General features: G+C 65.5%; 10 protein-coding genes. All 10 read left to right on the top strand.

The window, feature by feature from the left end:
- Positions 1-8: 8 nt before the first annotated feature.
- The 10 genes from AB3X89_RS06990 (at position 9) to AB3X89_RS06945 (ending at position 13,124) form a co-directional block, all read left to right on the top strand.
- On the top strand, positions 9-320 hold the full coding sequence (locus AB3X89_RS06990) for a glycosyltransferase (protein ID WP_368582508.1): 312 nt from the start codon (positions 9-11) through the stop codon (positions 318-320).
- A gap of 240 nt (positions 321-560) precedes the next feature.
- Positions 561-2,477 (top strand): potassium transporter Kup, encoded by a 1,917-nt coding sequence (locus AB3X89_RS06985; RefSeq protein ID WP_368582507.1) that lies wholly within the window; start codon positions 561-563, stop codon positions 2,475-2,477.
- A gap of 188 nt (positions 2,478-2,665) precedes the next feature.
- A complete protein-coding gene (locus AB3X89_RS06980) occupies positions 2,666-4,156 on the top strand; it encodes an alkaline phosphatase family protein (protein ID WP_368582506.1) in 1,491 nt (496 codons plus the stop codon).
- 341 nt (positions 4,157-4,497) lie between these two features.
- Positions 4,498-6,306 carry an alpha,alpha-trehalase TreA gene (treA, locus tag AB3X89_RS06975; protein ID WP_368582505.1) on the top strand — a complete coding sequence of 603 codons (1,809 nt, stop codon included), beginning with the start codon at positions 4,498-4,500 and terminating at the stop codon, positions 6,304-6,306.
- Between the two features lie 115 nt (positions 6,307-6,421).
- A complete protein-coding gene (locus AB3X89_RS06970; protein WP_368582504.1) occupies positions 6,422-7,717 on the top strand; it encodes an MFS transporter in 1,296 nt (431 codons plus the stop codon).
- A 261-nt stretch (positions 7,718-7,978) separates the two neighbouring features.
- Positions 7,979-8,842, top strand: coding sequence for an ABC transporter permease (locus tag AB3X89_RS06965; RefSeq protein ID WP_368582503.1), 864 nt, complete (start codon positions 7,979-7,981; stop codon positions 8,840-8,842).
- 2 nt (positions 8,843-8,844) lie between these two features.
- On the top strand, positions 8,845-9,897 hold the full coding sequence (locus AB3X89_RS06960; RefSeq protein WP_368582502.1) for an ABC transporter ATP-binding protein: 1,053 nt from the start codon (positions 8,845-8,847) through the stop codon (positions 9,895-9,897).
- An 11-nt stretch (positions 9,898-9,908) separates the two neighbouring features.
- The gene (locus AB3X89_RS06955; protein WP_368582501.1) at positions 9,909-10,970 is read left to right on the top strand and encodes an extracellular solute-binding protein; all 1,062 of its coding nucleotides are present in this window, start codon (positions 9,909-9,911) and stop codon (positions 10,968-10,970) included.
- 3 nt (positions 10,971-10,973) lie between these two features.
- Complete coding sequence (locus tag AB3X89_RS06950) at positions 10,974-11,861, top strand: ABC transporter permease (protein WP_368582500.1); 888 nt, start codon at positions 10,974-10,976, stop codon at positions 11,859-11,861.
- Between the two features lie 72 nt (positions 11,862-11,933).
- Positions 11,934-13,124, top strand: a complete 1,191-nt coding sequence (locus AB3X89_RS06945) for a M24 family metallopeptidase (RefSeq protein ID WP_368582499.1) — start codon at positions 11,934-11,936, stop codon at positions 13,122-13,124.

Raw genomic sequence — 13,124 nt, 5'->3', positions numbered from 1 at the left:
TGCCATCGTTGGGAGCCGAGAATGCGCCGCTCGTCACTATCGAGGCCGCGATGCTCGGTTTGCCTGCCCTCGTCCACGACGGCGGCAGCATGGCGACGACCGGTGACGCGGTAGGCAACAAGATCAAATTTCGGTCAGAGCCTCAGAGCCTCGAACTGGCACTGGATCGACTGGCGAAGCATCTGGCGGACAAGGGCAGAAGCTATTCACTCGCTGAGTATTTGCCGGAGCACTACCAGCAGCGGCTCGTGGAAATCATGGAACTCGGAGAGCATGCGGGCACGGCACCTTCGAGGCGGACAGACGAGGCGGTCTGCTGACGCTTGCGCCGTTCTACCTGGACGTTAAGCTGACAGTGGACGGCGCGACGGCGTCGTCCGAATGCGTGACTGCTGCGCGCAAAGCGCATTTTCGCCGGAAATTTCTATACTTCTGTAGCGCACCTGGCACGATCCAGCCCGCGCGACCCAGACGAATTCACGTCAACGAAACGAAAGAATCGAAGCGAACCCGCGGCGCCGCTATCACGGCTCACGCGCGATTCGTATGAGGAGGGAGACATGGCACATTCCGCAACCGCCGAGTCGGGGAAGGAAGGCCACGGCGACGCCTCACCGGCTCTTCCAGCGCTCGCGCTGGCCGCGCTCGGCGTGGTCTATGGCGACATCGGCACGAGCCCGCTCTATACGCTTGCCACCGTGTTCGATCCCGCCAACGGTCTCACGCTCAATGCTTTCAATATCGTCGGCATCGTTTCGCTGATTTTCTGGTCGCTGATGATCGTCGTTTCGCTGAAGTACGTCGTCCTGATCCTGCGGGCGAATAATCACGGCGAAGGCGGGATCATGGCGTTGCTCGCGCTCGCGGCGTCGTCGATCGCGTCGCGGCCGCGCTTGCGTCGCGGGCTCCTCGTGGTGGGGGTGATGGGCGCGGCGCTGTTCTTCGGCGACAGCGTGATCACGCCGGCCATATCCGTGCTGAGCGCCGTGGAAGGGCTCGAAGTCGTCGAGCCCGGGCTCAAGACCTATGTGGTTCCGGTGACGCTCGCCGCGCTGATCGTCCTGTTCGTCACGCAAAAGCACGGCACGGGCGGCATCGGCGCCGTGTTCGGGCCGGTGATGGTGCTGTGGTTCGTCGTGATCGGCGCGGCGGGCGTCGCTAACATCATCGCCACGCCGGTCGTGCTGTATGCGCTCAATCCGCTGGAAGGGCTCCGCCTGGTCATGCATCACCGCTGGCTCGCGTTCGTCGCGCTTGGCGCGGTGGTGCTGTCGCTGACGGGCGCGGAGGCGCTCTACGCCGACATGGGCCATTTCGGCAAGCGGCCCATTCGTGTGACGTGGTTCGGCGTCGTTTTTCCCGCGCTCGCGCTGAACTATCTGGGCCAGGGCGCGCTGCTGCTGGCGAACCCCGGCGCGGTGCAAAACCCGTTCTACCGACTGTTCCCGCAGTGGGCCATCGTGCCGATGATCGTGCTGGCGACGATCGCCACCGTGATCGCGTCGCAAGCCGTTATTTCGGGTACCTATTCGATGACGATGCAGGCGATGCAGCTTTCCTTCCTGCCGCGCATGAACATCGTGCATACGTCGGAGCGCGAGATCGGGCAGATCTACGTGCCCGGCATCAACTGGATTCTGCTGGTCGCCGTGGTCGCGGCGGTGTTGGGCTTCCGCTCGTCGACGGCGCTCGGGGCCGCGTACGGCATCGCCGTGACCGGCACGATGCTGATCACCACGTTCCTGACGTTCTTCGTCGTGCGTTACGCGTGGCGCTACAACTGGCTGCTGTGCGTGCTCTCCACCTCGTTCTTCTTCGTGATCGACGCGCTGTTCTTTTCGGCGAATCTGCTCAAGATCGTCGATGGCGGGTGGTTCCCGCTCGTAGTCGGCGCGATCATGTTCACGATCATGGCGACGTGGGGACGCGGCTGGGAGATGATGCTGGCCGAAGCGCGCACGCGGGCGGGAAAGACGCCGCTCAAACAGTACCTCACCACGCTGCTCGAAAGTTCGCCGACGCGTGTGGGCGGCACGGCGATCTTCCTGACGCCGGACGCCGAAGCGGTGCCGCACGCGCTCGTCAACAATCTGCGGCACAACCGTGTGCTGCATGAGCGCACGGTCTTCCTGACCGTAATCACGAAAAACGTGCCGTGGGTGGCCGACAGCGAGCGCGTGCAGATCAGGCCGCTGTGCGCGGGTTGCTGGCACGCAACGGTGAACTACGGATTCAAGGACGAAGTGGACTTGCCGCGCACGCTGACCGCCCACAAGTCGCCGGAATTCACGTTCAACCCGGACGACACATCCTGGTTCCTGAGCCGCGCGGCTGTCGTGCCCAAACGCGTCCACGGCATGGCGCTATGGCGCGAGCGGCTTTTCGCGGTGATGCTGCACAACGTCGGCAATATCGCGGCTTTCTTCAAACTGCCGGCCAGTCGCGTGATCGAAGTCGGCGCGCGCGTGGAGATTTAGGCAGACAAGCCATCATCTGCCTTTGAAGTAATTCGATAGACATCGCCACTTCGCAACGGCCCTCCACCGGCTCGGGTTCGAAACTTGCTGCCAACGACCAACCGCCGCTCCAATCGGCGCGCGCGTGTTGCTCCGCGGCAGGCAGGCATGGACGAATGCCCGCGCCGCAGCCAATCAGGAGGCGTGCGATGGGCGACGAGACTCACAAGAATCATGGACACGACCGCCGCCGCTTTCTTGCCGGCGTAGCCGCGGTGGCCGGCAGCGTTGCGCTATCGGGTTGCGGTGGCGGCGGATCGGGCGACGACATAACGGGCGGAGGAAGCGGCGGCGACCCCGCGCCCTCGATTACCGACATTCCGGCGCCCAACGCCGCCGACCGCTATGGCCTGCCGCGCCCGGCGTTGCCGGCGCCGGCCAGCTCGGGCATCGACTTCATCGTGCTGGTCACGATGGAAAATCGTTCGTTCGACCATTTCCTGGGCTGGGTGCCGGGCGCGGAGGGCATGCCCGCGAACCGGCAATTCAAGGACGCGTTCGGCGCGACGCAAACGCCGTTTTCGCTTGCGGCGAATGCCGCGTACGGCTATCAGGCGTGCGCCTTCCTGGACCCCAATCACAGCTTCTCGGGGGGCCGCACGCAACTGGCATCGGGTGCGATGAATGGCTGGCTGCTCACGCCGGGCACGAGCCTGAGCCGGGGCGACCTGCTGCCGATCGGCTTCTACACGCAGGCCGACCTGCAATTTTTCAGCGCCGTGGCCAGCAGTTACACGATCGGCGACTTCTACTTCAGCGGCATCCTGACCAGCACGTTTCCCAATCGCCTGTATCTGCATAGCGGCGCAACTGACCGGCTCGACGACAGCGCCGACACGTCGTCGCTCGCGACGATCTGGGACAAGCTGAGCGACGCCGATGTCGACGCTCGCTACTACTACCACGACGTGCCGCTCACGGCGCTTTATGGCACGCGGTATCTCGGCATATCGCGCCCGTTTGCGGATTTCCTCGTGAATGCCGCGGCGGGGACGCTGCCGCCATTCTGCATGGTCGATCCGTCATTTACGGGCGAGCCCGAAGGCGTTTCCGCCGACGACCATCCACATGCCGACATCCGCGATGGCGAGGCGTTTCTCGCGCGAGTCTATGAGGCGCTGCGCACGAGCCCGACGTGGAGCCGCACGCTGATGATCGTCGTCTACGACGAATGGGGCGGGTTTCTCGAGCACGTGGTGCCGCCCACCAGGCCGATCAGCAACAGCGAGCTCACGCTCGGCAACGACGGCAAGCTCGGCTTTCGCGTGCCGCTCGCGCTGCTCGGCCCGCGCGTGCGCGCGGGTTCGGTCACGCGCTATCCGTTCGACCCCAGCTCGATTCACGCGCTGCTGCAATGGCGCTTCGGCTTGCAGCCGCTCGGCGTGCGCGGCAGCGATCCGGCGACCTTCAATCTCGCCTACGCGCTCGATTTCAACGGCGCGCCGCGCACCGACGCTCCCGCGTTCACGGTCGCCCAGGGGCCGTTCGGCGGAACCTGCCTGGGGGCGGCCGCGCCCTCGCCGTCGAGCTCGGTATCGGCGATCGATCAGTCGCAAATGCGGGCGATCAACCCGGCGGCGGATCGCTTCGCGGATCTGCGCGCGAAGGCGGCGTCATTAGGATTCGCGACCGGCGGCTAACGCCGGTTTCCGCCTAGAATGAGCGGGCCGCAAGCCGGCGCCGGACCGGGCCGCGCGGCCTGACGAAGCTCATGCCTCGAGCGCGGTCGGTCGCCAGAAACCTGGTCGGCACCTGGTAGAGAGCGCTTGCGCGCGACATCGTTTTGCGAAGCGGGCCCCGCATTTGCTAGCGAGACCCTCTCGAAGCCCCGCGGCAGCGTGCAGCATAGGATCGGCATGCGCGGCGGGCCGCCTACGTCGACGTCACCGCGTCGTCCTCAACGGGTCCGCCGATGCCATTTCGTTCCGATCTTCCCGTTTGGTTTTCCCCCCAGCGGCCGTACCGCTGCGTTCTCGCCTCCGTGGCTACGGCGCTGGCGCTCGCCGCAAGCACCGGCGTCACCGCGCAATCCGCGCCGACGGTCGCACCGACCCAGCCCGCCGTGCCGGCCCTTACGCTGCCCGCATCGGCTGCGGCTGCGAATGCCGGGAGCAGCGCCGCGGCCAGGCACGTCGACAACACGGATCATGCGCAGCCGTCGCCGGTCGTGCCGACGCCGCCGTCCGAACTGTATGGCGAGCTGTATCGCGACGTCGAACTCGCCCATCTGTACCCGGACAGCAAGACGTTCGCCGACATGTCGCCAAACCAGCCGCCGGCGCAAGTCATCGCCGACTACGACAGCCAGCGCGCTCAGCCGCGCTTCGACCTGAAGCAATTCGTCGAACAGCGTTTCACGCTGCCCTCGCGCGAGCCGAAGCGCTATGTGTCCGATCCGAACGAAAGCGTCACCGCGCACATCGATACGCTGTGGAGCGTGCTGCGCCGCGAACCGGAGGCGAGCGCCAGCCCGTACGCTTCGCTGTTGCCGCTGCCGTCGTCGTACATCGTGCCAGGCGACCGCTTCGACGAGATCTACTACTGGGACTCGTACTTCATCCTGCTGGGGCTCGACACGAGCGGCCAGCGCGCGCTCGTCGACGACGAGCTGAACAACTTCGCGACGTTGATCGACCGCTATGGCCACATCCCCAACGGCAATCGCACGTATTACCTGAGCCGTTCGCAGCCGCCGTTCTTCGCGCAGATGGTGCAGCTCGTCGCGCGCAAAGAGGGCGATCAGGTCTACGCCCGCTATCTGCCCGAGCTGCGCCGTGAATACGCGTACTGGATGGCGGGCAGCGATCATCTGTCGCCGGGCAACGCGGCCCGCCATCTGGTGCGCCTCGCCGACGGCACGCTGCTCAATCGCTACTGGGACGAGCGCGCGGCGCCGCGCGACGAGTCGTACCGCGAGGATGTGATGACGGCGCAGCAGATACCGCAACGCGACGCGCAGGATTTGTGGCGCAACCTGCGCGCGGGCGGCGAAACCGGCTGGGATTTCAGTTCGCGCTGGTTCGCCGACGGCAGGACGCTCGCGACCATCGACGTGACCTCGCTCGTGCCAGTGGACCTGAACTGCCTGATGGTGGAGCTCGAACGCGCGCTCGCGAAAGCCTACCGGGTGACCGGCGATGCGGGTCACGCCGAGAATCTCGAACTACGCGCCCGCGTGCGCGCCGATGCGATCCGCCGGATGCTGTGGGATCCGCAACTGCACGCTTTCACCGACTACGACTTCGTGCATCGCACGCTCACGCACCGGTTGACTGCCGCGACGGTGTACCCGCTTTACACCGGCGTCGCGGCACGCAACGACGCGCGCGAAGTCGCGCAGACGATCCGGCGCGATCTGTTGCGCCCGGGCGGTCTGGCGACGACGCGGACCAATACCGGACAGCAATGGGACGAACCGAACGGCTGGGCGCCGCTGCAGTATCTCGCGGTGATCGGGCTGCGCCGCTACAGCGAGCCGGAGCTAGCGCGCGATATCGCGACCCGCTGGATTCGCACCAATGTCGCGTACTACCAGCGCACCGGCAAGCTGGTCGAAAAGTACGACGTCGACGCGAGCGACAAGTCGGCGGGCGGCGGCGAGTATCCGCTACAGGACGGCTTTGGCTGGACCAATGGTGTGCTGCGCGTGCTGATGCAGCTCTATCCGGATGCGGTGAGTTCGACGAAGCCGGCCGATCTGCCGGGCGGCGCGGTGGGGGTGTCGGATGCGGCGGCATCGGCGGCGGCCGCGCCGCAGACGTCGCACAGCACGTCGGCCGCGGGCCACTAGCGGGAAGAGGTAGTAGCGATACCAGGATGATGGGTTGACTGCCTGACAGCGACGCAGCCCGTTAGCATGCTTCGGATAGCTCGAACGGCCCCTTGTCACCTGGAAAGTCTCGAAGATGAATCGCAAGCTCGACATACCATCGGCCGAACCGGTGCCGCCGCAGGCGCAGGCCACGGCGGCTGCCAAGGCCGCCCCGGCGGCCGGCGATGAAGCCGCCGCGCATTGGCAGCGCAACCTGTGCGTGTGCGTGTTCGGCTCGTTTACGACCATCGTCGCGATGACGCTGCTGCTGCCATTCCTGCCGCTCTACGTCGAACAGCTCGGCGTGAAGGATCATGCGGCGATCGTGCAATGGTCCGGCGCCGCATTCGGCGCGACCTTTTTCAGCGCCGCGCTCGTCGCGCCGCTGTGGGGCAAGCTCGCGGACCTCTACGGCCGCAAGCTGATGCTGATCCGCTCGAGCCTCGGCATGGCGGTCGCGATGTCGCTGATCGGTATGGCGCACTCGGCCTGGCAACTGGTTGCGTTGCGGCTGCTCGCCGGGCTGCTCGGCGGCTATGCGTCGGGCTCGATGATCCTCGTCGCGACGCAGACGCCGAAGGCGCGTTCGGGCTGGGCGCTCGGCGTGCTGTCGTCGGGGATCATGGCGGGGAACCTGGTCGGCCCGCTGATCGGCGGCTTTTTGCCGCCGTTGATCGGCATCCGCGCGACCTTCTGGGCCTCGGGCGCCGCGATCTTCGTCGCCTTTCTCGCGACCGCGTTTCTGATTCGCGAGCAGCCCGTCCGCAAGCGCGCGGACAGCGCGTCGAAGAAGGGCGCGTGGGCCTCGGTCGACGACAAGCGGCCAGCCATCGCGATGCTTGCCACCGGCCTGCTGCTGATGGTCGCGAACATGTCGATCGAACCGATCATCACCGTCTACGTCGCCCAGCTCACGAAGCCTCAAAGCGTGACGATGGTCGCGGGCTTCGTCATGTCGGGCGCGGCGCTCGGCAGCGTGATCTCGTCGTCGCGCCTCGGCAGGTTCGCCGATCGCGTCGGGCACTGGAACGTGATCGTCGGCTGCCTCGCGGTATCGGCGGTGTTGCTCGTGCCGCAGGCGTTCGTCACCGCAAGCTGGCAGCTGATCGTGCTGCGTTTCCTGATGGGGATCGCACTCGGCGGCCTGTTGCCGTGCATCGCGAGCGTGATCCGCCACAACGTGCCGGCGAGCGTGACCGGCGCGATTCTCGGCTACTCGGTGTCGTCGCAGTACGCGGGCCAGGTGGCCGGCCCGCTGCTGGGCGGTTTCGTCGGCGGACATGTCGGCATGCGCGCGGTGTTTCTCGGCACCAGCGTGCTGATGGCGCTCGGCGCGCTCGCGAACTGGCGCGTGAAATCGCGCAGCGTACGGGCCGAGGCGGCGCGCTGATACGAGCCGCGTCGACGCTCGACAGGTTTGCCATTGCGGCGAAAACACCCCATCCCTAGGCGGCCCAGCGCCCGCGTAAACCCCAGCGCGCGTCTGGCCGAACCCGCTTTGCTCCTTATTTTATTCATGCTACTGTGAATCGCAGTTCGCAAGGCTATGCAAATTTACATTGCAGCCGGCCGAGGCGGAACTGGGATGGCCTGAGGTCGCCACCCCGCCGGACACACCCCAACGTGTAATCCTGACTAGGGAGAAAGCGCGGTGACGCAGGTTCCGATCGAACGTAGCAGCATCGTCTCCGCGCACGCTTTGTCCCGCCCACGTCTGGCCCCGGGGAAATGGTTCGTCAGGGCGGGCGTCGCGCTCATCTATCTGTTCATGCTGAGCCCGCTGATCTTCGTGATCTGGCTGAGCATCTTCAAGGACGCGATCATCACGTTTCCGCCATCCGGCTACACGCTGTCGTGGTACGTCAATGCATGGCGTAACGACGCGTTCGCGAATGGCTTCGTGCTGTCGCTGAAGCTCGCGGCGGGCGCGGCGCTCGGCGGCGTGGTGCTCGGCGTGGCCGCCTCGCTCGCACTGGCGCGCTACCGGTTTCCTGGGCGGCGCCTCGTCGGCAACACGCTGTTGCTCCCACTAGTCGTGCCTGGCATCGTCGCCGGCATTGCGACTTATCTGTTCTATCTGCGCGCCGAAAATGCGCTCGATACCGACATCGTCGGCACCTTCGGCGGCCTGCTGCTCGCGCATATCTGCCTGACGATCCCCTGGACGATCCGGCTCGTCACCGCGAGCCTGAGCCAGATCGACACCACCGTCGAGGAGGCGGCGCGCAATCTCGGCGCCGGCGCGTGGCGCACGCTGTGGCGCGTCACGTTGCCGATGCTGCGGCCGGCGATCGTCGCGTCCACGCTGTTCGGCTTCATCGTCTCGTTCGAGAACCTCGAGATGACCTTGCCGCTCGTCGGCCCCGGCAAGACGACGTTGCCGATCGCGATCATGCAGTACCTCGAATTCAATCTCGACCCAACCATCGCGGCGGTATCGGCCGCGCAGATCGTGCTGCTCGGCATCGTGATGCTGATCACCGATCGATTCGTGAAGCTTGGCAAGGTGATCTGAATATGGCTCAGGTATCCCTGCGCAATCTGCGCAAGCAGTACGGTGCGACGACCGCGGTCGCCGACGTGTCGTTCGATATCGCCGAGGGCGAGCTGGTCGCTTTCCTCGGCCCGAGCGGCTGCGGCAAGACGACGACGCTGCGCATGGTGGCGGGCTTCGTCGAGCCGAGCGGCGGCGAAATCTGGATCGGCAATACCGAGGTCACGCGGCTCGCGCCCGACAAGCGCAATACAGGCATGGTGTTTCAGCGCTATGCGTTGTTTCCGCACATGACCGTCGCGCAGAACGTCGCGTTCGGTCTGGAAATGCGGCGCGTGCCAAAAGCCGAGCGCGACACGCGCATTCGCGAGGCGCTCGACATGGTGCGGCTGACGTCGCTCGCCGAACGCTATCCGCGGCAGTTGTCCGGTGGGCAGCAGCAGCGCGTCGCGATTGCGCGCGCGCTCGCGATCCGGCCCGACGTGTTTCTGCTCGACGAACCGTTGTCGAATCTCGACGCGAAGCTGCGCGTCGAGGTTCGCGAAGAAATCCGCGCACTCCAGCAGCGTCTCGGTCTGACGACGATCTTCGTCACGCACGATCAGGAGGAAGCACTCGCGATGGCGGACCGCGTCGCCGTGATGCACGACGGACGCGTGCAGCAGATCGGCAGCGCGGACGAGTTGTACGAGCGGCCCGCGAATCCGTTCGTCGCGAGCTTTCTGGGGCGCATGAATTTCCTCGCAGGCCACGTCGACGACGGCCGGTTCATCACGGCGAACGGCGAAAAGATCGCGCTGAGCGCCGCCGCGCCCAGGGCCAACACGCTCGGCATTCGCCCGGAGCGCCTGCGTCTCGCCGCGGCGCCCGAGCACAGCGAAGTATCGATTCCGGTCCGGCTCGCCGACCGGATCTATCTCGGCGCAACCGTCGAATTACGCCTCACGAGCGAGCGTGGCCAGAGCCTCGTCGCGCTCGTGCCGAACACCGCGCATGCGGGTGCCGGCGGATGGTCGCCGGGCGACACGCTGCACGCGTGCTTCAGAACCGAAGATTGCCTGCTTTTTTCCGCCTGAAGGACCATCAAATGAGCCATCCCATCACGCGCCGCACGTTTCTGAAAGCTGCATCCGGTCTGCTCGTCGCTCCGTCGCTCGGCTTCGATCCGCGCGCGGCATTGGCAGCCGACACTTGTCCCAGTGTCGTCGTCGGCACGTGGGGCGGCGATTATCTGAACCTGCTCGAGCAGAACATCGGCAAGCCGATCATCGCGGCGGCCGGCGGTCGCGTCACCTACGACTCGGCGGATCAGATCGGCCGCATGACGAAGCTGCGCGCGGAGAAGATGTCGCGTCACGGTTCGCTCGACGTCGCCTGTCTCGCCGACATCGACATGTTCGACGTCAACCGTTCGGGCGTGCTCGAACCGCTCGACACGAAACTGGTGCCGAACTCGGCGCGCACGATCGAAGCGCTGCGCCGCCCGTATTCGATTCCGCACATCTTCAGTGCGATGGTGATCGTCTATAACCCGGAGAAGTTTCAGGCGAAGCCCGACTCGTTCGCGGTCGCGCTCGATCCGAAACTGAAGGGACGGGTGGGCTTTTCCGACATTCTGTACAACTTCAACGTGCTGCAGTCCTCACTCGCGGCCGGTCAGCACAATGGCGACACGACGGCCGGTATCCAGTTTCTGCGCGAGGTGCGCAAGCAGCAGCCGAAGGTCTATCCGTCGAACGAAGCGGTCGCGGCGGCGCTGAAAAGCGGCGAAATCTGGATGACCTGCATGTGGAAAGCGCGCGCGTTGCAGTGGAAAAAAGGCGGCGTGCCGGTCGACTACGTATTCCCGAAAGAGGGCGGCGTGCCGGTCACGTTCGAAGCCGCCGTGGCGAAGAATGCCCCATCGCGTGCGTGCGGCTTCAACTACCTGAACGCGATGCTGGATGCGCGCGCGCAGGTCGGCTTCGCCGAGACGATGGGCTATGCGCCGACCGTCACCGATGCGGCCTTGCCGCCGACGCTGCAACAGAGCGTCGGCTTCACCAATGCCGAACTCGATCGTCTGGTGAAAGTCGACTACGCGCGCTTCACCGCGGAAAAACCGGCGCTGCTCGACTTCTGGAACAAGGAATTCAAGCCGGGACTTTGAACCATGACGACGAGCGCACTGAACGCCGCGCCGCGGCGCCGCGACTTCACCGGGGGCCTGCTCGCAACGCCTGCAGTGTTGGTCGTGCTATTCGTGATCGTGCTGCCAGGCGTGCAACTGGTGCGCTACAGCTTCAATCATTTCGACTCGGTCCAGATGATGCAGGCGGCGTTCACGCTCGAGAACTACGTCCAGTTTCTGACCGATCCGTACTACCACGCGGTGCTGTGGACCACGATCAAGGTGGCCGCGCTGTGCACGGCGCTGTCGCTCGTGCTCGGTTTTCCGGTCGCCTATGTGCTCGCTAAAACGCAGAGCCGCTACAAGAGCCAGCTGGTGATGCTGCTGGTGTTTCCGCTGCTGGTCGGCAACGTCGTGCGCGCGGCGGGTTGGATGGTCATGCTTGGCAACGCGGGTTTCGTCAATGCGACGCTGATCGCGCTCGGCGTCGTCGATCAACCGGTGCGGCTGCTGTATACGCCGTTCGCGGTGGTGGCCGGCACCACCGCCGTGGTGTTGCCGTACATGATCCTGACGTTGCAGAGCGTACTCGAAGGCCTCGATTTTTCGATCGAGGAAGCTGCGCGCAATCTCGGCGCGAGCTTCGCCCAGACGCTTGCGCGCGTCGTGTTGCCGATCGCTGCGCCCGGCGTCGCGGCCGGCACGATGCTCGTGTTCATTCTGTGCATGAACGCATACGCGACACCGGTTCTGCTCGGCGGCACCGGCATCACGATGATGACGCCGGCGATTTACGACCAGATCGCCAAGGCCAACAACTGGCCGTTCGGGGCCGTGCTGTCGCTCGTATCGATGGTCGTCACGTTTGCGCTGGCGCTGTTGTCGCACTGGATCATTCAGCGCCGCTACGCGAAGACGATGATGACCTGAACTGGCAGGGCGCGCCGCGGGCTCGTGTGTGGGATGCGCCTCTCTTCAATTGACTTTCTGAAGGAATCACAGATGCCGATCCTCACCGAAAAGACTCGCGCTTACCGTCACGACCTGATGCAAAAGCTGATGGAACGTCAGCGGGTCGATGCACTGATCTTCACGTCCGCCGACTTCTTCCAGTTTGCGACCAATTTCCATGTCGACGTGCAGACCTGGGAGCGGCCGATCGCGGTGTGCGTGCCGCTGTCGGGCGAGCCGTTTGCGATCATGAACGAGCTGTCGACGCATCACGTGATGATGGCGCGCGAGCGCGGGCATCTGTGGCTCGACGATATCTCGTTCTATTCCGAGCATCCGCGCGTGGTCGAGCGGCAGCCGCTGCTCGCGGAAGTCCCGGAGCTGATCGCCGCGCGTTTGCGCGCCGCCGGGCTTGGCGCATCGCGAATCGGCGTCGAGGCCGCGGGTGGTCCGCTCGGCCGTGCGGCGTCGCTGTTGCCGGACGCGAAGTTTCTGCCGATGCTCGCCGAGCTGCGCTCGTTGCGCTGGGTCAAGCACCTGGAGGAGATCACCGTGATGCGGGCAGCCGCGAGTCTCGCCGATTGGGTGCAGGACCAATATCGCGAGAACATCCGCCCCGGACGGCTCGTGCAGGAACTCGACTATCAGATGGCCGCGCTGATGGTGACCGAAGGCGCACGCCGCTTTCCCGGCGAGAACCTCGAAGTGATGCGTTGCTGGACCCTGTCGGGACCGGCATCGGCGTCGCCGCATGGCGACGGGGCGTCGTGCGGCGCGAAGATCAAGGCGGGCGACGGTCTCGTCAATATCGTGATTCCGCGTTTGAACGGTCTCGTGATCGAGAACGAGCGCACGTGGTTCTGCGGCAAGCCGAGCGCCGAGCAGGCGCGTTTTCATGAGGTCGCGCGCGCGGCCAACGAGGCGGCCGTCGCGGCGGCCGTCACCGGCCAGCCGGTTTCCGGAATCGACGCGGCCGCGCAGGCTGTGATCGAGCAGGCCGGCTGCGCGAAGTACATCCGGCATCGCACCGGACATGGCATGGGCATCATCGGTCACGAGTATCCGGACGACATGGCGTTCAATCACCGCGCGCTGCTCGACAACGAGGTCTACTCGGCGGAACCGGGCATCTATGTGTACGGCCTCGGCGGCTTCCGGCTCGACGATTCGGTCGTGACCGGCCCCACCCCCGAGCTGCTGACGAAGACGCCGCGCACGCTCGCGCACGCGACCATCGATTGA

Source organism: Paraburkholderia sp. BR14320 (assembly GCF_040948665.1).
Taxonomy (GTDB): domain Bacteria; phylum Pseudomonadota; class Gammaproteobacteria; order Burkholderiales; family Burkholderiaceae; genus Paraburkholderia; species Paraburkholderia youngii.
This window is presented reverse-complemented; position numbering and strand designations above follow the sequence as displayed.